Genomic DNA, 24,932 nt, shown 5'->3' on the forward strand with positions numbered 1-24,932 from the left:
TTGGGGCTTTTTTATTCACCTAACTTATTCTAATAATTAGATTCCCTGAGCCGTAGCAAGGAAGCACACGAATGGCATTGGTTATATGTTCGGGGAACGCAGAAACAATCGTTTAGAACAAGGCAAAGATTGCAGCAAGCTAGTTGCTCTACCTTCAAAATCATTAACGAAGTTATTAGTGATTTTAGCCAGTAAAAATGAACAGATAATTGATGGAATTAGTATTTTATGTTCAAAAACAAGCACTTTATTCTCGCACTGCTGATTGCGCCGATTCTTTCTTTGATCGCCTACTTCGGCACCGATATGGCACTCAGCGAGAAACCCCACGCGGCACAAGAAGGGGAAACTTACAAACTCGCGAGTAAGTCTAACTGTCGTTACACCAGTGGACTGTGTGACATGGAAAATGGCGACTTTAAAGTGAAGTTTCGTTCAGAACAGCTCACGAAAAATGGCTTAGAATTGTCACTCAATGCCGCCTATCCACTCGAAGGGGTCAAAGTTTCCATCGTTAATGACGAAGAGAAAAATGCTCAGCCGATTGATATGAAGCCCGCCGATCAGGCTGGAAAAAGTTGGTACATTACCTTACCAAGACCAGCATCCGCAGAAAGTTGGTTAAGAGTCGTCATTCAATCTGGAGGCACACTTTATTACGGCGAAACACAAACCGCGTTTGTGAAGTACGAAACCTTATTTACAGAGTAATGGCCACAGATAAAGACACCGATATCCAAAACGTCGATACCTCATTGTCACCTCAGGACTAAATAATTCCCTCTCTGCCGACGCTTTTACGTCGGCTTTTGTTTCCGTAAGTCTTTCTTCAACAACCTCTTACTCTAAAAAGGGTTGCCAACCCACCACTTAATTGATAATAATTATCATTACATTAAACGAGAGGTGGTTATGGACAACAAACGGGACATCTTTAACGCATTTTTTAAAGCACAAGATAGATTCCTTCTCGCCGCACCACACGGCTTTGAGCCAGACGTAATTCATGACTATATTCATTGGGGAATGGTGTTGTCTTCCTGCTATGAACACGGTGCCGATGAAGAAAATCTATTGTTGTGTGAGCTGTTTTTGCGTCAGGTTTATTTCCATCTACTAGACGCAATTCAAGACTCCACTCGCAGTTGCATCTTCCGTCGTGTCTGTCTCGATTCTATCCATACGCCATTATTCTGTCTCAAACGCTATTACTATCAGTTTGAACAAGGCGACGTGAAATTTCTCGCATTACAACAACAATTACGCCTGATTCAAATCTCACTCGATTAACCAAAAGGATCCCTACCATGAGCACCGAATTCCGCATAGAAACTGACAGTATGGGCGAAGTGAAAGTCCCAGCAGATGCACTCTACCAAGCCCAAACTCAGCGCGCCGTCGATAACTTCTCATTCAGTCAACATAAGATGCCATCTGGTTTCATCCAAGCGTTGGCACACATCAAGCAGACTGCGGCACTCACCAACGCACAATTAGGGCTGCTTGAAGGTGATATCGCTAATGCGATTGCTGACGCAGCTCAGGCGATTATCGAGGGCAATCATATTGAGCAATTTCCAATTGACGTATTTCAAACCGGTTCAGGCACCAGCTCAAATATGAATGCGAATGAAGTGATTGCAACACTGGCCTCCCAGCATCTAGGCGGCACTGTCAGCCCTAATGATCACGTCAACATGGGACAAAGCAGTAACGATGTGGTGCCAACCGCAATTCAAGTTAGCGCAGCATTAGCCATTGAAAAACAGCTCTTTCCGGCCTTGTCACACCTCAGCCAAACACTAGAGTCTAAGCAGCAAGCACTGAAAGATGTTGTAAAAACCGGGCGCACTCACTTAATGGACGCGATGCCTATTACCTTTGCTCAAGAGCTTGGCGGTTGGCAGTTCCAAATCGAGCACGCAAAACAAGCGATTGAGCAAGCACTGCCAGCGGTAAAAGCCTTAGCCCAAGGTGGTACGGCGGTTGGCACAGGGATCAATGCCGATCCACGCTTTGCGGACTTATTCGCCAGCAACCTGACACAATCGACTCGTATTCAGTTCACAGCCAGTGATAATTTCTTTTTCAATTTAAGCAGCCAAGATGCGATCGTCGCTCTATCGGGACAGCTCAAAACAGCAGCAGTTGCGATCATGAAGATCGCAAACGATCTTCGCTGGATGAATTCAGGCCCATTGGCTGGTTTAGGTGAGATTGAATTACAAGGCTTGCAACCGGGTTCTTCCATCATGCCTGGCAAAGTAAACCCTGTGATCCCAGAAGCCGCAGCTATGGCATCAGCGCAAGTCATTGGTAATGACACCACGATTACCGTCGCGGGCCAAGCAGGCAACTTCCAACTAAACGTCATGCTACCTGTCATTGCTCATAATATATTGGAGAGCATCGAGTTGCTCGCTAACAGCGCAACGGCTTTAGCTGATAAAGCCATTGCAACATTCGAAGTTCGTCAAGATAACTTGGATGTAGCGCTCGCCAAAAACCCAATTTTGGTCACGGCCCTCAACCCGGTCATTGGCTACCTGAAAGCGGCAGAAATCGCGAAGAAAGCCTATAAGCAGGGTCGTGCGATTATTGATGTCGCGGAAGAAGAAACCGATTTAGATAGAGCCACGTTAGAACGATTGCTTAATCCCGCAAAACTCACCCAAGGTGGTGTTGCGGAATAAGCGGCAAACTCAGCCTACAAACCAAAATAAGATTACAAACACAGAGACCTCCATTCGGAGGTCTCTTTTATAGCAACGCTAAAACACTCTAAATCTATGCGACGCGGTTGAGCACCGAACGCAATTTAAGCGGCTTAACTGGCTTCGCAATAAAGCTGAACCCATTTGCCTTGATGCCATCAAGCATATCATCGGTGCGATCCGCGCTGATGATGACACCTTCAAAGCAGCTGCCTAGTCTCAAGCGACATTGCTGTAGCACTTCCAAGCCAGTACGACCATCATCAAGTCGGTAATCGGAAAAAATCACGTCCGGAATCCAACCATCCTCGAGAGCTTGTAGACTTTCTACCAAATCGGTCGCCACTCGCGTATCGCAGCCCCATCGAGACAGTAAGTTTTCCATACCGACTAAAATATCGGGCTCATTATCCACACATAGAATTCTTAGATGACCAAGTTCAGACTGGTTACTTGTCGTGACTTGAACTGGGTGCGGCTGCACATGATCGGCTTTATCAAGCGTGATAGAAAAGACACTGCCTTTCCCAACCCAAGAACGCATCGAAATTTCATGCCCGAGCACTTGAGCAATTCCCTTGGAAATCGCCAAACCAAGCCCGAGACCTTGGTCGGAACGAACTTGAGTTCCGCGATTAAACTCTTCAAAGATCTCTTGCTGCTTCTCTTCTTCAATACCTACACCGTTGTCCCACACATCAATACGCACTCGCCCTTTTACCCTGCGAACACCGAGCGCCACTTTGCCATTCGGGTTATAACGAAACGCATTGGTCAGGAAGTTTTGTACCACACGGCGCAGCAGTTTGGGATCCGATTTAACCATGAGTGAGGATGGAATCATGGTGAATGCTATACCTTGTTGCTTGGCTAATGCGCTGAACTCCGCATTCAAATTCGACAACACATCGTTTAACGCAAAACCGTGCACATTGACTTCCAGCTTGCCCGACTCCAAGCGCGAGATATCCAGCAAATCTCCTATCAGGTCTTCGGCCGCCTCTAAAGCACTCTCAATGTGAGCCGACAGCTTTTTAGCTTCGCTGTCTTTAGCTACTTCCGACAATGAAGAAGCGAACAGGCGCGCAGCGTTGAGTGGCTGCATCAAGTCATGGCTTACTGCCGCCAAGAACCGTGATTTGGACTTCGATTCCAAATCGGAGCGTTGCGTCGCTGCCACCAGCTGCTTGTTAAGTTGTTCTAATTCCCGAGTCCGCAGACGCACCCTTTCTTCCAATGTCTCGTTGGCGTCTTTCAGCGCTTGCTCTGCATCACGGAATACGGTGATGTCGGTAAAGCTCATCACAAAGCCACCACCTGGCATTGGGTTACCTTGTACCTCAATCACGCGACCATCAGGACGAACCCGAGAAGAGGTGTGCCGAGTCCCTTGCTCAAGGTGATAAACGCGACGACGGACGTGGTCATCAGGATCGCCTGGTCCACATAAACCTTGCTCTGCATTGTGCCGAATCACATCCGCAATCGGTCGCCCAACTTGGATCAAGCCTGGCGGAAATTCAAAGAGTTCTAAGTAGCGTTGGTTCCAAGCCACCAAGCGTAATTGCTTGTCGACCACCGCAATACCTTGGCCGATATGTTCAATCGCCCCCTGAAGTAGGCCTCGGCTAAAATCGTACAGTTCAGAGGCTTCATCGACGATAGTCGCCACCTCTTCAAGCTGCATGTTTCTTCCTTGCAGGGCAGAGGTAAGTACTAACTTAGCAGAAGAAGCACCGAATACCCCGGCTAATACACGTTCGGTATGTCGAATCAGAGAAGATGGCGCTTGCTGATTCGGCATTAGCTCTTCTCGTTGCTGGCTCCAATACGCTTGAAAAGCCGCTTTTACTCGCGTTCGCCCAACAAACCTAGACGCTAACATTTCTAGTTCAGCAACCGTAACACGACTCTGGTATAGGCTCATGTTTTCGCTTTCAGGCAGTGGCGTACCAACGAATGACGCCGATTGTAAGCGCTCACTTAGGCTTGGTCGTGTAGTCATAGAAACCACGACAAAACACACTGCATTGGCGACCACGCTGAGGATCATCCCCCAATCTGAAATCGCAATGTCAAAGCCAGCCAATACCTCTGGTGGGGTGATCAACCAAATCAAAAAGTTGTTACTGGCATTCCCGGCAAGCATGTCCGTTTGGCTCATTAACGTAATCAGCCAAATGGTAAAGCCTACCGCCAAGCCAACATACACACCTTTCTTATTCCCTTGACGCCAGTACATACCGCCCACCAGCGCAGGCGCGAATTGCGTGATCGCCGCAAATGAGAGAAAGCCGATCGCTGAGAGTGAGTGAATGGTATCTAACGCTTGATAAAAACCCCAAGCGCCAATTAGTAGGACTAAAATCAGACCACGGCGGATCCGCAGTAATAATTCAGAGAAGTGATGATGGTTACGCTGCGTCAATCGCATGCGACGCAACAGTAGTGGCATAACCAAGTCGTTCGATACCATGATCGCTAAGGCAATCGTCGACACGATAACCATGCCACTGGCCGCCGAAGTGCCGCCTAAAAATGCAAGCAAAGCGATTTCACTCGCCCCTACCGACATCGGCACACTGATCACATAAGTATCAGGCGAAGCACCACTCAACAACCCTTGCCCTACCCACGCAATAGGTAAAACAAAAATCCCCATCAAGATCAGATAAATGGGAAACAACCAACGAGCAACATGCAAATCTTGCGCGCGTTCATTTTCCACTACCATCGTATGGAATTGTCGTGGAAGACAAACAATCGCCAGCATCGTGAGTACGGTATGAATCAATATGGTAGGGATGTTTGGTGACTGATACGTCTGTGTGGCAACGTCAACTAAGCTCAAATTCTCGGTGTTCATCGCCAACCAAACAATGAATACACCGACTACTAAAAACGCCAACAGTTTGATAATCGATTCGAAGGCAATCGCCATCATCATCCCACGATGGTGTTCCGTGTTATCAATGTGCCGGGTACCAAATAGCATGGTAAAAATTGCCAGTGCGACCACGACAAACCACGACACGCTATCGTTTTGATAACCAAAATCGGTAGCCAGTTCTGGGGCAATGATTTCTAGCCCCATGGTGATACCACGCAACTGCAAAGCGATGTACGGCAAAATTCCCGCAACCGCAATGAGTGTAACGACTACGGCCAAACCTTGAGATTTGCCGTAACGAGCTCCGATAAAATCAGCAATCGACGTGATGTGTTCCCGTTTAGCAATCAAAATAAGCCGAGCTAAAACGCGCCATCCGATGGTAAACACTAAAATGGGGGCAATATAGATGGGCAAGAAAGACCAAGGGTTACTGCTGGCCTGCCCGACCGTGCCGTAGAAGGTCCACGATGTACAGTACACCGCAATGGAAAGGCTATAAATCCACGGCCGCCAGCGTGCTAACCACCTTTTCTGAATGTCGCCGTACCACGCGATGATAAATAAGGCTCCCAAATACGCCAAAGAAACGGGAACCACCAGCCATCCTTGCATCCGATATCCTTTCTTGCCTTTCTTGCCGTTTTAAAGCAAGAGAATAAAAAAAACCTCTCCATTAGGGAGAGGTTTCATTTAACACTGCTTTCACAACGGAGACAAAGCTTAGTTTTTAACCTTCGTCACAGAAGTCTAATTCTGTGTTTCCAGTGACTTGTCTGATACATCGACCACATGATGTGGCTCTTGTGGTTCGAGCTTGATGAACAGTGCCAATAACCCCATCGCGGCCATGCCCCAGAACACAAGTGCTCCCCAGTGCTCATAACCCCAACCGCTCAACACGGTCATCAGTGCGATGAATGCGCCTAGCGGAATCGCGTTATACAATGCTTGCAGCGCCACTATCTTATTCTCTTCCGAGTTTTGGATATATTGAATCGCAGCAATGTGTGCCGTTGCGAAGGTCACACCATGCAATAATTGAACAATCACCAAAGCAACAATCGACGTTGTCGATGCCGTAATGCCCCAACGCATCATCACACCAACGGCAGCAACAACAAATAACGCACGCATTGACCAACCGACAAATAAACGCTTGCTCAGCGCAAACACTGCCACTTCGGCTGCAACACCCAAGCTCCACAGATAGCCAATCACATCTTCCGAATGACCTGCGGCTTTCCAGTGAATAGCGCTAAAACCGTAGTAAGCCGCATGACTGCCCTGAATTAATGACACCAACACTAAGAATTTAAGTATCGGCTTGTCTGTCAAAAGAGCACTCAGTTTTGGACGCTCCGCGCTTTGCCCATCAAGCGTAACGGGCATCGGGTTAGTCATACGCATTGAAAATAGCAACGAAACTAATACCCCGGCCATCGCCGTGTACAAGATCATATCAGAGCCAAATTCAGCCACCAGATAACCCACGGCCGTCGAACCCGCGATAAAGGCGATCGAGCCCCATAAGCGCGTACGGCCGTAGTCGAGCATTTTCAGACGAGCGTAGTAGTTTGCCATCGCATCCGATAATGGAACAATCGGTCCACAACAGAGGTTAAATAGCACCGTCGCTAACGCCATTAACCAAAAACTGCCACCTGTAAAAAAGTGAAATCCAACAAAAAGGAGGGCAGCGAAACTCAACCAACGTAAAGCAGGCATAAGGTGTTCAACTTTGTGCACTCGTGGGGTGATCACGATATTGGCGACACAACGTGTCGCAAGACCTAACCCAACTAGCAAACCGATGTCGGTTGAAGAGACACCTTGCTCCTTAAACCAAAGTGACCAAAATGGCAGATATACGCCATACGCAAAGAAGAATCCGAGAAAGTACTGGGAAATCCAGCCATACGGAGAAGGTTTCAACATTACTAATATCCTAAAACGGGAACATCAACGTTCGAACCGGGAATTATGGATCGCTATGCGTATTATAAAAAGGGAAGAATAGGCAACTTATCGTTTCCTCGATGGAATACTAACTTTGCGACATTGGCCATCTTAAAGCGAAATCATCGTGATTTAGACCAAAGTCGTCTGGCTTCCGGTAGGAAATTTGTCAGACTTAGAGAGTGTTCCTTCCATCATTGGGTGTTCTCATGCCTGACAAATTTAACATGCAATCTCCACCGTTCGACCGCTTAACCGAAGCACAACAGACACGACTGCGCTCGTCTCTGGACGTTGCCTACTATCGAGCTCGAGATGTAATTTTATCTTGCGGACAGAAGAACCCTCACTTGCATATTCTGATCAAAGGCGCGGTAGAAGAGCGCTCCCAAGATCAGCAGGAAGTGTTCGCGCATTATTCCAACGACGATATGTTTGATGTGCGCTCGTTACTTGAAGACAACGTACGTCATCAATACATCGCACTTGAAGACACGCTCTCCTATCTGCTACCGAAAGACGTCTTTCTGGCGCTTTACAACGAGAATGGTCAGTTTGCGGCCTATTTCGATAACAATTTATCAAAGCGACAAGAACTCATCGAAGCCGCTCACCAACAACAAAACTTGGCAGAGTTTATCCTCACCAAAGTGGACCGCAGCATTTATCACCCACCGATGATCCTTGAGCCAGACACGCCGATTAACGAGGTGACGCATACCCTAAAAGCAAATGGGATTGATGCTGCACTTGTCAAACTCAATGATGACGATCCGCGATTAGAAAAATGGCCTTCGGCTCATCCATACGCCATCGTGACGCGCACCAACATGCTGCACTCCGTGATGTTAGATGGCTGCGCACTCAATACCCCTGTTGGTGATATCGCCACCTTTCCTGTCTATCACGTTGATGATGGTGACTTTTTGTTCAATGCCATGATCACCATGACCCGAAATCGAATGAAGCGTCTCATGGTATGTGATGGCAACCAAGCCGTCGGCATGCTGGATATGACCCAAATTCTCAGCGCGTTCTCTACCCACTCTCACGTGTTAACGCTCAGTATTGCCAGAGCAAGCAGTGTGGAAGAGCTCGCATTAGCCTCAAACCGCCAACGTCAATTGGTCGAGAGCTTATTGAGAAACGGCATCCGCACTCGCTTTATCATGGAGCTGATTTCCGCCGTGAACGAGCAAATTATCGAAAAAGCGTTCGAGTTAGTGGTTCCACCAGCCTTGCACGATCATTGCTGCTTAATCGTGCTCGGCTCAGAAGGTCGAGGAGAACAAATTCTCAAGACAGACCAAGACAATGCTCTAATTATTCAAGATGGTTTGGAATGGCCTCATTGCGAACAAGTGATGCAATCCTTCACGCACACTCTACAACAGCTCGGCTACCCACTCTGCCCGGGTAAAGTCATGGTCAACAACCCGAAATGGGTCAAAACGCAGCAAGAGTGGATAAACACCTTAGACCGCTGGATAGCCAAAGCCGAACCACAACAAATCATGGACTTAGCCATTTTCAGTGACGCCCATGCTGTTGCGGGAAATCGCGAACTGCTGGCTCCAATCGCGACCCACCTTCGCGACACAATGAAAGATCGCATGTTGATACTGTCTGACTTTACTCGTCCTGCCTTGCAGTTTTCTGTGCCCCTAACTCTGTTTGGCAACGTAAAAAGTGCTAAGGACGGATTAGATATTAAACGCGGCGGCATTTTCCCAATTGTGCACGGCATTCGCACCTTGTCTTTGGAATATGCCATTGAGGAGAAGAACACGTTTGAGCGCATTGAAGCACTTCGAAAAAAACGCATCTTAGAGCCTGAAACGGCAGATAACCTCAACGAAGCACTGAAATTGTTCTTTAAGGTTCGTCTTAATCAACAACTCAAAAAGCAAGAAGCATTAAATAACATTGATATTAAACAACTGGATAGAACCGAGCGTGACTTACTTCGCCACAGCTTACATGTAGTGAAAAAATTTAAGCAATTTTTAGGCTTCCACTATCAAATTCGTGATTAACCATGATTTTCATAAATCATACAGAGGCGTAGGCAATGAACTGGTTACAACGCAAATACTGGCACTACAAACTGAAAGGATCTCCTTATCAGTCGCTTTTTTGCACGCCCGATAAAACGGAATACGTTTCTCTCGACTGCGAAACCACCAGCCTTGATCCAAATCGTGCCGAGTTGGTGACCATTGCGGCCACGAAGATCATCGACAACCGCATCATCACTAGTCAGCCATTTGAAGTCCGCTTACGCGCGCCGCAATCGCTCGATTCTGGCTCAGTCAAAATTCATCGAATTCGCCACCAAGACTTAGTCGACGGGATTAGCGAAAAAGAGGCGCTGCTCGAGCTGCTCGACTTCATCGGCAACCGACCACTTGTCGGTTATCACATTCGTTACGATAAAAAGATCTTAGATCTTGCTTGTCTGAGGCAACTTGGCTTTCCACTTCCTAACCCGCTCATCGAGGTCAGTCAGATTTATCACGACAAGCTGGAAAGACATTTGCCGAATGCCTATTTCGACTTAAGTCTGGATGCGATTTGTAAACACCTCGAACTTCCTATCCAAGATAAACACGACGCTTTACAAGATGCGATTTCTGCCGCTTTGGTCTTTGTTCGCTTAACGAAAGGCGATTTGCCCAACCTAACCGCGCCGTATACATAAAAATCAGTTGACCTAGCTCCCAGAAATACTTTTGTTTCAGCGATTTCACGGCGCTTCCTTCACTCTCATCCTAAAGTCTAATTGTGGAAATACGCGCAGTGACTGACAGTTATAAGCACAACGTCGTCATTACCACGACCAAGTTATTTAGAACCAAAAAACAGCCCTACAAAAACATATTCAAAATCTTATCTAGATTGGTGTAAGGCCGAGAAATAAGGCACAAGGAGAGAAGCCATGAGCGAAGCCCACGTTTATCCGGTAAAAGAAAATATTAAAACTCATACACACGCGGATAATGATACTTACTTAGCCATGTATCAGCAGTCGGTAACCGATCCAGAGGGCTTCTGGAACGAACACGGCAAAATCGTTGATTGGATCAAACCTTTCACCAAAGTAAAAAGCACCTCTTTCGATACTGGTCATGTCGACATTCGTTGGTTTGAAGACGGCACGCTGAACGTCTCGGCGAACTGTATTGACCGTCATCTCGCAGAACACGGGGATAACGTCGCCATCATTTGGGAAGGCGATGATCCAGCCGACGACAAAACACTCACTTTCAACGAACTACACAAAGAAGTGTGTAAGTTCTCCAACGCATTGAAAGAGCAAGGCGTACGCAAGGGCGACGTGGTATGTCTATACATGCCAATGGTGCCAGAAGCCGCAGTGGCTATGCTCGCTTGTACCCGCATCGGTGCGGTTCATACCGTTGTATTTGGCGGTTTCTCACCAGAAGCTCTCTCTGGCCGTATCATCGACTCTGACGCTAAAGTCGTGATCACCGCTGATGAAGGCGTGCGCGGCGGGCGTGCCGTTCCACTGAAAAAGAACGTGGACGAAGCACTAACTAACCCAGACGTAAAAACCATCAATAAAGTGTTGGTGCTTAAACGTACAGGTGGTGATGTCGAATGGCATGAACACCGTGATGTTTGGTGGCACGAAGCAACAGCTAACGTTTCTGACGTTTGCCCACCAGAAGAAATGAAAGCCGAAGATCCGCTCTTCATCCTTTACACTTCAGGTTCAACAGGCAAACCTAAAGGTGTACTACACACAACAGGTGGTTACCTCGTCTACGCGGCGATGACCTTCAAATATGTGTTCGATTACCAACCAGGCGAAACCTTCTGGTGTACCGCGGACGTGGGTTGGATTACCGGTCACACTTACCTAATCTACGGTCCACTTGCAAATGGGGCGAAGACCATCTTATTCGAAGGTGTACCAAACTACCCAAGCACAAGCCGAATGAGTGAAGTGGTTGATAAACACCAAGTCAACATTCTATACACCGCCCCAACCGCGATTCGTGCGCTAATGGCAAAAGGTGATGAAGCGGTTGCAGGCACATCTCGTTCAAGCCTGCGCATCATGGGCTCAGTGGGCGAACCAATCAACCCAGAAGCGTGGGAGTGGTACTACAAAACGATTGGTAACGAGAACTCACCTATCGTCGATACTTGGTGGCAAACGGAAACTGGCGGCATCTTGATTGCGCCACTACCGGGGGCAACCGATCTAAAACCAGGCTCTGCGACTCGCCCATTCTTCGGCGTCCAGCCTGCTCTTGTCGATAATATGGGCAACATTCTTGAAGATACCGTTGCTGAAGGTAACTTGGTTATCCTTGATTCTTGGCCAGGCCAGATGCGCACGGTTTACGGCGACCATGAGCGCTTTGAACAGACCTACTTCTCAACCTTTAAGGGGATGTACTTCACCAGTGATGGTGCGCGTCGTGACGAAGACGGCTACTACTGGATCACAGGCCGTGTTGATGACGTACTAAACGTGTCGGGTCACCGTATGGGTACCGCTGAAATTGAATCAGCGCTAGTGGCGCACCACAAGATTGCAGAAGCGGCGATTGTTGGTATTCCACATGACATCAAGGGCCAAGCTATCTACGCTTACATTACATTGAACGATGGTGAATTCCCGTCAGCAGAGCTGCACAAAGAAGTTAAAGATTGGGTGCGTAAAGAGATTGGTCCAATCGCGACACCAGATGTACTGCACTGGACGGATTCCTTACCGAAGACTCGCTCTGGTAAGATCATGCGTCGAATCCTGCGTAAGATTGCAACGGGCGATACAAGCAACCTCGGAGACACATCAACGCTTGCCGATCCGAGCGTGGTAGACAAACTTATCGCAGAGAAAGCAGAATTGGCATAAATTCAACCAACTGTTTTAAAAGCACTTTAAAAACCGCCATCACTCATGGCGGTTTTTTGCTTGTGCGCACAAATTAGCCGCACAAAGAACATGGCAATTATGTTGTTTTTGTTAACTTGGTTACAGAAACGAAGGTGGCTATTAGGAGATTAGACCAGTAAATTGCTGCTAATTGCTATGAATTAGCTATAATCTTGGTCGATTTTTTAAAATTTGCTCGGTTTTAACAAAAAAATCGTGCTGAACTATCGTATATTTGGGAATATAAACGTTCCACTCACGATAAGGGAAGATAGCAACATAATGTCTGCAAAGTCACGGATTCTTGTTCTAAACGGACCAAATCTTAACCTATTGGGTCTGCGCGAACCGACACACTATGGTCACAGCACCTTAGCACAAGTTGTGGATGCTCTTACGAAGCAAGCTCATAACGCAGGGGTGGAACTGGAACACCTACAATCAAATCGTGAGTACGAACTGATTGAAGCCATTCATGCTGCTTATGGCAAGATTGACTTCATCATCATCAATCCAGCGGCTTTCACTCATACCAGTGTGGCACTGCGAGATGCATTACTTGGCGTCGCCATCCCATTTATTGAGGTGCACTTATCAAATGTGCACGCACGTGAACCATTTCGTCATCACTCTTATCTGTCAGATAAAGCAGAAGGCGTGATTTGCGGTTTAGGCGCACAAGGTTATGAATTCGCTCTGTCTGCCGCGATTAATAAGCTACAGGCAAAGTAACCCTAACACTCTGCAACCCCACGAGGGTTGTCTTAATCACAAGATAAAAGAGAAAGAAAAGATGGATATTCGTAAAATCAAGAAGCTAATTGAGTTAGTTGAAGAGTCTGGCATTGCTGAGCTAGAGATTTCTGAAGGTGAAGAGTCAGTACGCATCAGTCGTCACGGCACTGCAGCCCCTCAAGCACCAGTTCACTACGCAGCAGCTCCAGTAGCGGCACCTGCTCCAGCAGCAGCGGCACCAGCAGCAGAAGCGCCAGCAGCAGAAGCTCCAGCAGCTGCAACGCCTGCAGGTCACCAAGTTCTTTCTCCAATGGTTGGTACTTTCTACCGTTCTCCAAGCCCAGACTCTAAAGCATTCGTAGAAGTGGGTCAGAAAGTAAATGCTGGCGATACGCTATGTATTGTTGAAGCAATGAAAATGATGAACCAAATCGAAGCGGACAAATCTGGCGTTGTTACAGCGATCCTAGCTGAAGACGGCCAACCAGTTGAATTCGACCAACCTCTTGTTGTAATCGAATAAGCGGGGCTTGCCTTATGCTAGACAAAGTAGTCATCGCGAACCGAGGTGAAATTGCACTTCGTATTCTTCGCGCTTGTAAAGAATTAGGTATTAAGACCGTCGCTGTTCACTCGACAGCTGACCGCGATCTTAAGCACGTACTACTCGCAGACGAAACCGTGTGTATCGGCCCTGCTCGTGGTATCGACAGCTACCTAAATATCCCACGAATTATTTCTGCAGCAGAAGTAACAGGGGCCGTTGCCATTCACCCTGGTTACGGCTTCTTGTCAGAAAACGCAGACTTCGCTGAGCAAGTTGAGCGCAGTGGTTTCATCTTCGTTGGTCCCAAAGCAGACACTATCCGCCTGATGGGTGACAAAGTGTCGGCGATCAACGCAATGAAGAAAGCTGGCGTTCCTTGTGTACCTGGCTCTGACGGTCCTCTGGACAACGACGAAGAGAAAAACAAGGCGTTTGCTAAACGCATTGGTTATCCAGTCATCATCAAAGCGTCTGGTGGCGGCGGTGGCCGTGGTATGCGTGTCGTTCGCGCAGAAAAAGACCTAATCCAAGCGATTGCAATGACGCGCGCTGAAGCAAAAGCAGCGTTCAACAACGATATGGTTTACATGGAGAAATTCCTAGAAAACCCTCGTCACGTTGAAGTACAAGTTATCGCTGACGGTCAAGGCGGCGCAATCCACCTTGGTGAACGTGATTGTTCAATGCAACGTCGTCACCAAAAAGTAGTGGAAGAAGCTCCAGCACCAGGTATCACTGAAGAGATGCGTAAGTACATCGGTGAACGTTGTACTCGTGCATGTATCGAAATTGGCTACCGCGGCGCAGGTACGTTCGAATTCCTATACGAGAACGGTGAATTCTACTTCATCGAAATGAACACTCGTATTCAGGTAGAACACCCAGTAACAGAAATGGTTACCGGCATCGACCTAATCAAAGAACAGCTTCGCGTTGCGGCGGGTCAACCTCTGTCATTCACTCAAGATGACATTAAGATCCGTGGCCATGCGATTGAGTGCCGTATCAACGCAGAAGACCCAGAACGCTTCCTACCATCTCCAGGTAAGATAGAGCGTTTCCACGCGCCTGGTGGCATGGGTGTGCGTTGGGAATCACACATCTACTCTGGTTACACAGTACCGCCTCATTACGATTCAATGATTGGTAAGCTAATCACGTACGGTGAAAACCGTGATGTGGCGATTGCGCGCATGAAGAATGCTCTGGGTGAGATGATCATCGAAGGCATCAAAACCAACGTGCCACTGCAATTCTCCATTATGAATGACGAAAACTTCCAGCATGGTGGTGCAAACATCCACTACCTAGAGAAGAAGCTCGGCTTACAATAAGCCTAAGCAAACGTCTTAAAAAATGCCCACACCCGTGGGCATTTTTGTTTTGTATGGACTCTAAGCATTCAACAAATACGTAGGCTTATTTGGGTATATACTCAAACAAATCGTAGAGTTCTGGTAAACTCTGCGCCACTTCATTCACTTTAAGAGCAAAAACCAATGCCTTGGATTCAAATCAAACTCAACGCGACCAATGAAAACGCTGAGCAAATCGGCGATATGCTAATGGAAGAGACTGGCGCGCTGTCTGTTACATTCTTAGACGCGCAGGATACACCTGTATTCGAACCTCTACCTGGCGAAACTCGCTTATGGGGCGATACTGACATTCTGGCACTGTATGATGCAGAAGCAGACACTAACTTCATCATCGACCAAATTAAAGCGAGCAATATGCTGGCTGACAATTTTGCTTACAAAGTAGAACAGCTTGAAGATAAAGACTGGGAACGCGAATGGATGGAAAACTTCCACCCAATGAAATTTGGTGAACGCCTATGGATTTGTCCAAGCTGGCGCGACATTCCAGATCCTGACGCTGTTAATGTTATGTTGGATCCTGGCCTTGCATTCGGTACGGGTACTCACCCTACAACAGCACTTTGTCTTGAGTGGCTAGAAAGCATGGACTTAAGCGGTAAGACCGTTATCGACTTCGGTTGTGGCTCTGGCATTCTGGCGATCGCGGCGATCAAACTGGGCGCTGAAAAAGTGATAGGGATCGACATTGATCCTCAAGCACTGCTTGCTTCGAAAGACAACGCAGAGCGTAACGGCGTTGCCGACAAACTAGAAGTTTACTTACCGCAAAATCAACCTGAAGGTCTCGTCGCTGACGTCGTTGTGGCCAACATCCTTGCGGGACCTTTACGTGAACTTGCACCTATCATCAAAGGGCTAGTTAAGCCAAATGGCGACCTTGCAATGTCTGGAGTATTAGACACGCAAGCCGAAGATGTTGCGAACTATTACCGTGACGAGCTTCACATTGACCCGATTGTTGAGCAAAGTGAATGGTGTCGCATCTCTGGTCGTAAGCAAGGCTAGACAAGGTTTTCAGAGCTAATTGTTTGAAATTCATACAATTTACAAAAACAATTTGTAAATGCTCAAATATTAGTCTTTTCACGCAGTGAAAAAATGCGTAAAATGCGCGCCCTTGCTGGTACAGAACTGTGATGACGTTTTGAAAATCGGAAACTATCAACTTAAGAACAATCTAATCGTAGCCCCTATGGCTGGTGTAACGGATAGACCGTTTCGCGAGTTGTGTCTTCGCTATGGTGCGGGAATGGCCGTCAGTGAAATGATGTCTGCTAACCCGAAACTATGGGGAACGTCAAAGTCGAAACAGCGCATGGTACACGAGGGCGAATCGGGCATTCGCTCTGTACAGATTGCGGGTTCCGATCCACAGCTTATGGCGGACGCAGCTCAATTCAGTGTTGAGAACGGTGCACAAATCATCGACATCAACATGGGCTGCCCGGCAAAAAAAGTGAATAAGAAGCTAGCGGGCTCTGCTCTGCTTCAATACCCAAACATTATCGAAGAGATTTTGAAAGCGGTCGTGAATGCAGTGGACGTTCCTGTAACGTTAAAGACTCGAACTGGCTGGGATACAGACAACAAGAACTGTGTCCAGATCGCTAAATTAGCCGAAGACTGCGGCATCCAAGCTCTTGCTCTGCATGGCAGAACGAAAGCTTGTATGTACAAAGGTGAGGCCGAATACGACAGCATTAAAGCGGTAAAAGAGGCGATTTCAATTCCGGTTATCGCGAACGGTGATATCGATAGCCCGGAGAAAGCCAAATTTGTACTGGAGTACACCGGTGCGGACGCTTTAATGATTGGACGCCCTGCCCAGGGTCGTCCTTGGATTTTCCAGGAAATCCATCACTATTTGGAAAACGGCACCACAATGGGTGAGCTTCCTACTGAGGAAGTGAAAACCATTATGCTTGGTCATGTGAATGCTCTACATGAATTTTATGGAGAGTACTTAGGCCCACGTATCGCGCGTAAGCACGTAGGGTGGTACCTAAAAGAGCATGAACAGGCAAGTGAGTTTCGCCGTACCTTCAACGCTATCGACGCAGCTCCGCTGCAAATTGAGGCGTTAGAAGGTTATTTTGATAACGTTGCATCATAATTAAGAGAAGAGCTAGACCGAATATGTTCGAACAAAATCTGACTTCAGAAGCATTAACAGTAACTACAGTAACGTCACAAGACCAGATTACTCAGAAGCCTTTACGTGACTCTGTTAAAGCGTCTCTTAAAAACTACCTTGCTCAACTAAACGGCCAGGAAGTAACAGAACTATACGAATTAGTTCTAGCTGAAGTTGAACAGCCACTATTAGATACTATCATGCAGTACACTCGCGGTAACCAAACTCGCGCGGCAACTATGATGGGTATCAACCGCGGTACTCTTCGCAAAAAACTTAAGAAATACGGCATGAACTAATTAAGTTTCACATCTCATTGATATTAAAGCCAACATTCGTAATGAATATTGGCTTTTCTCTTTTAAAACCCACAAAAAAACCCAACTACGTCAAACCACTTTCGTATAGCTTTTACTAAATCTAATCTCCTGCACAGCTATGTGCTTAAAGTTTTTTCATATGAGCTTTACTAAGATTAAATGAGAACTTCACCAAACAATTCTCAATGGCAACGTATAGATCCTCAACACGCACAAAGAGGAAAATATATGCACACCTTAGTAAACAAACCATTTGATAGATTACTAACCGTCAAAGAAGTATCAGCAATCATGGGACGCTCCCCTAAGACGCTCTGGCGCTGGTGGAAAGTAGAAAAACGATTCCCTGTACCAATCAAGTCAAGAAATCGTGCTCTAGGCTGGAGAGAGAGCCAGATAGAGCACTTCTTGAGCCAACATAGCAGTGATTAACCGCGGGTTGCTGTTGCTAAAATTATGTCCGAAATTGAGAACATTAAGCTAGTTTTATCAATGACAAGTTAGTCATCAAAGCCTGAAAGCACATAACATTAAACCGAAATAGGTGTGGGGTATTTATTAATATCCCTACCTTGCTTTTCACTTCCATTGGTTTAGAAGCAATCAAGAAACGTCAGCAGCCATGAGCCAATATACAAATAACCCATATATTTCAATCGATGGTATGCATTGGGAAGTTAACGTGGGAGCTAAGTGCCAGTATTTTATAAACCAAACTCGATTAAAGGCGATGATCCGCCAACTAAACCTCATGCAAGAAGCCTATGCTCGAGTTATCTGTATTTCATTTCAACTACATCTACCTGAAGGGGCGTATTCTGATGATAACAAATGTATAAGTAATTTCTTCCGGCACAGCAAGACACTACTAACACGAACTCACAAGCTCAAAAAAATTGGCTACTGCTGGGCAAGGGAGAGAAGTAAATCAAGTCAGCAACACTATCATATATGGCTCTTTCTTGAGGGTAGAAAAGTTCAATCTTCACACCGCATCATCGAGTTCTTAAAGAGTCAATGGAAAGAAATAACCATTGAAGGGAAACTAAGCGTTCCTGAACATTGTTACTACAAACTACATCGAGACAATATTCAACTCAAACGTGAGATCATCTACAGGCTGTCTTACCTTACTAAAGAGCGCTCTAAAGAAACAATCCACCAGCTAAAGAAGTATGGGTGTAGCAGACTATTGTAATTTTTATATATGTCAGTGGATCTAAATTACTAAGATTTCTATTTCTCAGGTGAGCATGTCGCCAGATGAGTATCTAGCTGTAGGGGGAGATAGGGTAGCCAACACCTTAGCTACCCTTGTACAGTGCAGTTTTTAATATGTATTGATGAGCTTACTTTCACCTTTGTACATTACAAATTCATCCGAAACCATACCATCTATAGAGGTGTTGTAGCTTTTATGTATAACACCATTATCTTGGCTAAAGTAGAAATTCGATGTTCCTCGTACATAGCCCCCATAACTGTTTTTGGCTTGATAAGTTGCTAAATAACACCAAGACGCCGAACCAGTAACATATGAGTATAGGTTACCTGTAAGCCAACACTTGTATTCACTGACAATTTTAAAGTTTTTCAAACTGTCAGGATCTTTTAAGCCCTCTCTAACTAAATTCATTAAGATCTCTTTATTAGCCTCAAGATCTAGCTTGATACCATGATCCATATCCTTGGGTGTAGACTGACATCCAACTAGCAACATCGATGACGACACCATAAGCGAAATCCAATACTTCACTGCAATTCAATCCTATTTAGTAAAATGATGGCGCAAAGATACATGCCGCGAAGTAAAGCATCAATTTTTTAATATGAAGTTTTGCTCACCTATTCACCTACAGCAGGTATAGATATATTTACAACATTATCTTGAACTTCCATTTCTAAAAGCTTGCTAAACCAGAGGTTTAAAGCTCTCCTTTTCTTTTCCAAGTGTTGTGATCGGTTGTAAATCCCCATCGTTCCTCCTAAAGCATGACCTAACATTTGCTCTACGATATAGGGTTCTACCCCCAAGTCGTTTAGCATTGTCGTGAAAGTCCTGCGAATATCATGGAGCGTCCAACTGTGTTCATGATTTAGCTTTTTCCAAAGCTTACCACCGAAACTAGAAACAGCTTCAGGGCGCTTTACATCTCCCAGAAGGTAGTCATTTGAACCACTATTTATTAGTAATTTAATGTAGCCAGCTACCTGTTCAGGGATTGGGCGCTGAATGGCGTTGCCTGTTTTGCTTTTATGCTTGGGAACTGTCCAAATTAAACTTTCCAAATCCCACTCATCAACCGTAGATAATCTAATTTCCTGCGTCCTGCACCCAAAAAGAATCAGTAGGTAAAACAGGTGTCTGTAATAAGGAGGGTTCTTTTCGTTTGAGGTCCACTTCCATACATCATGAAGTTCTTCCCACTCTAAAACCCTATCTCGCTTGTATTGCTTCTCACCTACATCTACCACGTTTAGATCATCGAGTGCGTGAGATACGGCAAAGTGCCTTACTCGACAGAATTTCAATGCTTGCTTGGCATTCTGAAGGATATAGCCTGATGCTTTGGGGGCGGCACGATGATAAGTACCATTAGTAATCGCATCAAAAACTTCAACCCAGTGCCTTGTCTCACATAGCTCTAATGGCAAGTGTCCTATTAATGGGTATACGTGCCTTTCAAATTGCGATCGGTGCTTATGGTAATTCTTACGACGCTTTTCAGCATAGTTCACCAACCAATACTCCAGAGCACCTTTGACTGTTACAACATCAATAGATTTTCTTTTTTCTAAATCTTTATGCAACTTAGGGTCTGTCCCCTTAGCAAGAATCTCATTGTACTTCCTAACCTTAGAGCGCGCTTCCAGTAGGCTCAAATTAGGATATTTCCCTAAAGCCAAATCTCTCGGTTTTCCGTTGTAGCGATAACGGTACACAAAAGACAAGACACCTGTTTTACGATGATAAACATACAAGCCATCACGATCTGACAACTTAATCGGTGACCTCGTATGCTCCTTTCCAAGCATGGATTTGAGTTTTGAATCAGTTATAGCCATATCAAAATCGTATCGAAATAATTTACTAAACTATACACACACCAAATAAAACCCACAATACAACCCAAAAATCTTTGAGAAAAACCAACACTAATTGAGAACAACCAAGAAAAACCCAGAACAAAATAAACAAAAAAACAATCAGTTAAAAACAAAATCGAGAAAACAAAAGATTAAATGAGATATAAAGATTGATAATACGGCATGAACTAAGACCGGCTTTCAAAAAGTATTTGGAACAAGCCGTTACCTTTTTAGGTAACGGCTTTTCTTTATCTACAAAAATACTACGAATAACGCTCACTTTGTTCAGCATTACCAACTGGCTTTAATATAACTACCGCTGAGCCAAACAATAACAAAGCCACGACAGCGACCCATTCATGACCTACAGAATAAGCAAAGCCCGCCAAGGCAGACCAAATCGCGACACCAAAGTGCATCATACTCATTCCAGAAGACATCAGCACACCTCGATGTTCATCAGATAAGCTTGCTATATGTGCTTGTAACGCCGGAGAGCCTACCCCTCCAGCAAGAGACCAGAGCACTAGAGCTGGAAGATAAGCGGTCACCGTACTCATCTCATTTGAGAACACCCATGCACTGCAAGGTATGCACACCATTAAAGCCACTCGCATAACGGCTCGAGAGCTACCAAGCCAACGGCAAGCTCTCCCCACGCACATATTTCCAACCACACTCACGATCCCTAGAGCAGCATAAATAGCGCCCACCCAACCGAGCGCCAACTCGCTGGTATCTCGAATATGAAGGCCTATCAGGTTAAATACACCAATACCTCCCCCTAGGCCTAAACACATCGCTAGAATCGCCCTCAACGCGCCTGGAAGATGAATGACGTCTGTGATAGGCGGCAGAGTATCTAATGCCTTTGACTCATCATGCTTGTTGTTCATGAACACTACGCTCATGGCACCGACAAGAAGAGCCGCAACGCCCAAAATAATAAAAGCGGCACGCCATGATAAAAGCTGGGTCAACAATGCTCCGAGCGCCGGGCTGGTTATCATACCCAGCGTTAATCCCGCCTGAACCATCACAATTTGACGCATCGCTCTATTACCCTTCGCGTCTCCCGCCAACGCGAATGCAATTGGCAACATGCCTGCACTTGCAATACCTGTGATCACTCGACTTGCAATCGCAAGTTCAAAATCATGAACTATGCCCGTCGTAATAGACGCAACCCCAAATACGAAGCAAGCAGGCAACATGATACGAATACGCCCAACCCGGTCTGATAAACGTCCCAGGTAAGGAGCACAAATTGCTATAGCTAAACTATATGCCGTAATAAATAACGTAACCTGACTCGGTTGAACACTTAAATCATTTCCGATAGGTTCAAGAATAGATCCAAGCATCAACTCATCAGCACCAACAAGAAAAGCAACGAGAAATAGGATCATGGACTGCATCATAGCTCCACCTCCTGTTCTGTTTCCGATTCAGCACAAGTGAGCAACGAAATGTCTAAAACTCTGTCGGGCCAAGATTGTAAAAACGCCTTCTCATGAGATACCACAATCACGCTACCAGAAAAGCGCTGGAGAGCTTCTTTAAGCGCATTTTTACTGCTGCTATCCAAATGTGTCGTTGGCTCGTCCAATAGCAAAACATTGCATTTCTGGACTGATAAACAACAAAGTTTCACGCGAGTTTGCTCACCTCCACTTAATGTATCTAGGTGGCGCTGCGTCTTATCTCCGGTGACCCCAAAGCGAGCTAATAGCTTGCGTGATTCTTTGCTTGATATCGTTGGATCACAAGAGCATAGCTCCTGCTCAGGCGTGTGCTGAGGGTGACGCCAAGACAAATCTTGAGAAAAATACCCAATCATTGCACCTTTTGCCAATACCACCTCACCAGAGAGCGGCTCGATCTCCCCCATAAGGGTTTTAATTAAAGTCGACTTACCTACGCCGTTAAAACCAGAAACGACCAACTTCTCCCCGCGCGCTAACGTGATATCAAGCGCAGGAAGCAGAGGCTGCTGATAACCTATCATCAACGCTTTTGCGTCAATCACATACTGTTGCCCAATAGGCTGGTGAGCAAAGTCAAACATCGATACTTTCTCTATACAATTCAGTTGAATACGTTCGATTTTATCCAGTTTTTTCTTGCGTCCCTTAGCAAGACTCGCGTTAACTCCAGCGCCATTTTTGGCAATAAATTGCTCTAACTTTCGAATTTCATTTTGCTGAGCCTTATATTGCTTTTCTAACAAAGCACCGTCGTGATGCTTTTGCTGCATTGCTTTGACATAAGTGCCGCTGTATTTTCGGACCGTTTGATAATCAATATCACAAATACTGGTCGCTACTTGATTAAGGAAGTCAATATCATGAGAAACCAGTAAAACAGTGCCAGTGTAATCGTTGAGAAACGTGACCAACCATTCAATGTGCAGAGCATCAAGATAGTTTGTCGGCTCGTCGAGAATTAACACATCGGGGTTGCGGAGTAACAACCTCCCTAAAAGGACCTTGTGTCTTTGACCACCACTTAGCGAGACAAGCGGTGTATCTAAGCCAAATTGATAAATGCCAAGACCTACAGCAACTTGTTCAATTTTGGTATCAATTGCATAGAAGTCTTCATCTTCTAAATATGCCTGTAGTCGGGCGACTTGGCTTAAAAGAGATGTAGAGTGAGACTCGGTCATCGCCTGATACAAAGTCCAAAGCTTCTGCTCGGCAGCGTATAAGTTCTCAAAAGCACTCTTTAAGCATTCATAAACCGTCAGCGCATTATCCATCTTAAAATGTTGCTCTAAATACCCCACCTCAAGGTTTGGTAACCAGTCAATGCAGCCCTTATCTGCAGATAATTCACCGGTAAGCAGTTTTAATAAGGTGCTTTTTCCAACGCCATTCGCTCCAGTGATACCTATTTTCTCTCCCACGTTAATTCGAAATGTCGCGTTGTTATATAAACTCTTATCAGCGATCTGATAAGACAAATTTTTAACTTGTAAAATACTCATGTTTTTAACCAAATAAAAAGGGCCGGTGATCAATACCGGCCCTTATTTCAATACTGGATAATGCTTTGTAGCTGCTTAACAGATACAAAAAGGCCGATGATGAAATATCACCGGCCATCTCTTCTCTTTTATCAGGTGTACAAACGCCTGCGTATAACTTCAGCGAAGTTACTCACGCATAAACACCTGATGAAGATTAATTTAAGACTCCGAGCAACACTTCATCGCGTTTTTTGCACGGAGTTCAGCCTTCTTACAAAGCTTTTAAACAAGAGATATAACATGGTTTACTGTCGAAAAAACATTCAATGTGAAGCGTACACCTTTAGAATAAAAAGTACCAGATAATTATTAAAACTATCGTGACTTAGACGAAGATCCACTGAAAGAAGACCTTTCCTCAGTCAATGTGCTAGGTGAACGACTTACTCAGCAAGCACAGCTATGAGAGCAGCTATACCGCTCATGTTATACGAACGTAGTGGTGGCCTTGTAGGTTAGAGAGGTTTAGAGGGAAGAAGTAGCGAATATCCTTTAAGGCAGGCACTGGCTTAAATAGATCTACAAACAGAATCCATGTTCGGAAAGTTTTAAATGCGCTGAGTTTATTTTAATGAGCGCCTGTGGCTAAATCAAAACATCTAAAGCAGAGAAATCTCCCCCCGAAAATAACATAACCTAGTGAATAAACTTTCCAGGTAATAATAAAGGAAGCTTTGGTAAGTAAGCACAAGGGCTCAAAACTAGCGCTCGAGACTGGGACCCGGTTCAGTAGAAACAGCACAGAATTGCGCATCAACTCGTTATGACAAGGCTTAGAAAGCATAGCGAAGAGGGAAGCCTGCCTCTCGATGCAAGGTTTCAATATGGAAATGAGGTTAAGGTAAGTCGGGTAACCAAAACAAAAAAAACCCCAGTCTTTCGACTGAGGCTTAATATAAGTGGCGGAGTGGACGGGACTCGAACCCGCGACCCCCGGCGTGACAGGCCGGTATTCTAACCAACTGAACTACCACTCCGCAGTGGTATCACTCGCTTGTAATCAGCAAGTGTCCAAAATTTAAAGCCTGGCGATGTCCTACTCTCACATGGGGAAGCCCCACACTACCATCGGCGCTATTTCGTTTCACTTCTGAGTTCGGCATGGAAATCAGGTGGGTCCAAAACGCTATGGTCGCCAAGCAAATTCTTTATCAATTTGCTCGCAAATTCAAACGCACTTTAGTGCGGCCCTTTAGGGTGAGATTTGCTTGCAAATCG

20 protein-coding genes, 1 tRNA gene and 1 rRNA gene are annotated in these 24,932 nt (G+C 45.7%); 14 read left to right on the plus strand and 8 right to left on the minus strand.

Annotated elements, in window-relative coordinates; all coding sequences use genetic code 11:
• The first annotated feature begins 228 nt into the window (after positions 1–228).
• The 3 genes from J8Z23_RS15015 to J8Z23_RS15025 all read left to right on the plus strand — a co-directional run bounded on the left by J8Z23_RS15015 (position 229) and on the right by J8Z23_RS15025 (position 2,693).
• Positions 229–711: a hypothetical protein gene (locus J8Z23_RS15015; RefSeq protein WP_012841321.1), complete on the plus strand. Its 483-nt coding sequence runs from the start codon at positions 229–231 to the stop codon at positions 709–711.
• 201 nt (positions 712–912) lie between these two features.
• Entirely contained in the window at positions 913–1,290 is a 378-nt protein-coding gene (locus J8Z23_RS15020) for a hypothetical protein (protein WP_048626674.1), read from the plus strand.
• 17 nt (positions 1,291–1,307) lie between these two features.
• The gene (locus J8Z23_RS15025) at positions 1,308–2,693 is read left to right on the plus strand and encodes a class II fumarate hydratase (protein ID WP_301659616.1); all 1,386 of its coding nucleotides are present in this window, start codon (positions 1,308–1,310) and stop codon (positions 2,691–2,693) included.
• Between the two features lie 94 nt (positions 2,694–2,787).
• On the opposite strand, the gene J8Z23_RS15030 is transcribed toward J8Z23_RS15025, so the two are convergent.
• Together J8Z23_RS15030 and J8Z23_RS15035 are read right to left on the minus strand one after the other, a co-directional pair.
• A complete protein-coding gene (locus J8Z23_RS15030) occupies positions 2,788–6,219 on the minus strand; it encodes a hybrid sensor histidine kinase/response regulator (RefSeq protein ID WP_301613619.1) in 3,432 nt (1,143 codons plus the stop codon).
• Between the two features lie 135 nt (positions 6,220–6,354).
• Positions 6,355–7,542 (minus strand): 3-phenylpropionate MFS transporter, encoded by a 1,188-nt coding sequence (locus J8Z23_RS15035; protein WP_203343701.1) that lies wholly within the window; start codon positions 7,540–7,542, stop codon positions 6,355–6,357.
• 230 nt (positions 7,543–7,772) lie between these two features.
• On the opposite strand from J8Z23_RS15035, the gene J8Z23_RS15040 reads away from it, so the two are divergent.
• The 11 genes from J8Z23_RS15040 to J8Z23_RS15090 all read left to right on the plus strand — a co-directional run bounded on the left by J8Z23_RS15040 (position 7,773) and on the right by J8Z23_RS15090 (position 18,791).
• Entirely contained in the window at positions 7,773–9,599 is a 1,827-nt protein-coding gene (locus tag J8Z23_RS15040; RefSeq protein ID WP_434634142.1) for a DUF294 nucleotidyltransferase-like domain-containing protein, read from the plus strand.
• A gap of 35 nt (positions 9,600–9,634) precedes the next feature.
• Positions 9,635–10,264, plus strand: a complete 630-nt coding sequence (locus J8Z23_RS15045; protein ID WP_005382363.1) for a 3'-5' exonuclease — start codon at positions 9,635–9,637, stop codon at positions 10,262–10,264.
• A gap of 237 nt (positions 10,265–10,501) precedes the next feature.
• Positions 10,502–12,454 carry an acetate--CoA ligase gene (gene acs / locus J8Z23_RS15050; RefSeq protein ID WP_167426160.1) on the plus strand — a complete coding sequence of 651 codons (1,953 nt, stop codon included), beginning with the start codon at positions 10,502–10,504 and terminating at the stop codon, positions 12,452–12,454.
• Positions 12,455–12,757: 303 nt separating this feature from the next.
• Entirely contained in the window at positions 12,758–13,207 is a 450-nt protein-coding gene (gene aroQ, locus J8Z23_RS15055) for a type II 3-dehydroquinate dehydratase (protein ID WP_005397842.1), read from the plus strand.
• A 61-nt stretch (positions 13,208–13,268) separates the two neighbouring features.
• Entirely contained in the window at positions 13,269–13,733 is a 465-nt protein-coding gene (accB, locus tag J8Z23_RS15060) for an acetyl-CoA carboxylase biotin carboxyl carrier protein (RefSeq protein ID WP_434634145.1), read from the plus strand.
• Positions 13,734–13,747: 14 nt separating this feature from the next.
• Complete coding sequence (accC, locus tag J8Z23_RS15065; protein ID WP_005397839.1) at positions 13,748–15,091, plus strand: acetyl-CoA carboxylase biotin carboxylase subunit; 1,344 nt, start codon at positions 13,748–13,750, stop codon at positions 15,089–15,091.
• Positions 15,092–15,256: 165 nt separating this feature from the next.
• Positions 15,257–16,144: a 50S ribosomal protein L11 methyltransferase gene (gene prmA / locus J8Z23_RS15070; protein ID WP_005382507.1), complete on the plus strand. Its 888-nt coding sequence runs from the start codon at positions 15,257–15,259 to the stop codon at positions 16,142–16,144.
• A gap of 139 nt (positions 16,145–16,283) precedes the next feature.
• Positions 16,284–17,252, plus strand: coding sequence for a tRNA dihydrouridine synthase DusB (gene dusB / locus J8Z23_RS15075; protein ID WP_301657791.1), 969 nt, complete (start codon positions 16,284–16,286; stop codon positions 17,250–17,252).
• Between the two features lie 23 nt (positions 17,253–17,275).
• On the plus strand, positions 17,276–17,572 hold the full coding sequence (fis, locus tag J8Z23_RS15080; protein ID WP_000462885.1) for a DNA-binding transcriptional regulator Fis: 297 nt from the start codon (positions 17,276–17,278) through the stop codon (positions 17,570–17,572).
• 249 nt (positions 17,573–17,821) lie between these two features.
• Positions 17,822–18,025, plus strand: a complete 204-nt coding sequence (locus J8Z23_RS15085; RefSeq protein WP_074534750.1) for a helix-turn-helix transcriptional regulator — start codon at positions 17,822–17,824, stop codon at positions 18,023–18,025.
• A 319-nt stretch (positions 18,026–18,344) separates the two neighbouring features.
• Entirely contained in the window at positions 18,345–18,791 is a 447-nt protein-coding gene (locus J8Z23_RS15090; protein ID WP_375792658.1) for a YagK/YfjJ domain-containing protein, read from the plus strand.
• A gap of 132 nt (positions 18,792–18,923) precedes the next feature.
• Here J8Z23_RS15090 and J8Z23_RS15095 read toward each other — a convergent pair whose 3' ends face one another.
• The 6 genes from J8Z23_RS15095 to rrf form a co-directional block, all read right to left on the minus strand.
• Complete coding sequence (locus J8Z23_RS15095; RefSeq protein WP_139309195.1) at positions 18,924–19,349, minus strand: hypothetical protein; 426 nt, start codon at positions 19,347–19,349, stop codon at positions 18,924–18,926.
• An 89-nt stretch (positions 19,350–19,438) separates the two neighbouring features.
• A complete protein-coding gene (locus J8Z23_RS15100) occupies positions 19,439–20,659 on the minus strand; it encodes a tyrosine-type recombinase/integrase (protein WP_029855171.1) in 1,221 nt (406 codons plus the stop codon).
• Positions 20,660–20,946: 287 nt separating this feature from the next.
• Entirely contained in the window at positions 20,947–22,104 is a 1,158-nt protein-coding gene (locus J8Z23_RS15105) for an MFS transporter (RefSeq protein WP_006743001.1), read from the minus strand.
• The gene (locus J8Z23_RS15110) at positions 22,101–23,672 is read right to left on the minus strand and encodes an ABC-F family ATP-binding cassette domain-containing protein (protein WP_301659618.1); all 1,572 of its coding nucleotides are present in this window, start codon (positions 23,670–23,672) and stop codon (positions 22,101–22,103) included. Before J8Z23_RS15110 ends, J8Z23_RS15105 begins: the two co-directional genes overlap by 4 nt.
• A gap of 942 nt (positions 23,673–24,614) precedes the next feature.
• Positions 24,615–24,691 (minus strand) — tRNA-Asp (locus J8Z23_RS15115).
• Between the two features lie 46 nt (positions 24,692–24,737).
• Positions 24,738–24,854 (minus strand): 5S ribosomal RNA (gene rrf, locus J8Z23_RS15120).
• Positions 24,855–24,932: the final 78 nt, after the last annotated feature.

This window comes from Vibrio sp. SCSIO 43086 (assembly GCF_051132235.1).
Classification (GTDB): domain Bacteria; phylum Pseudomonadota; class Gammaproteobacteria; order Enterobacterales; family Vibrionaceae; genus Vibrio; species Vibrio diabolicus.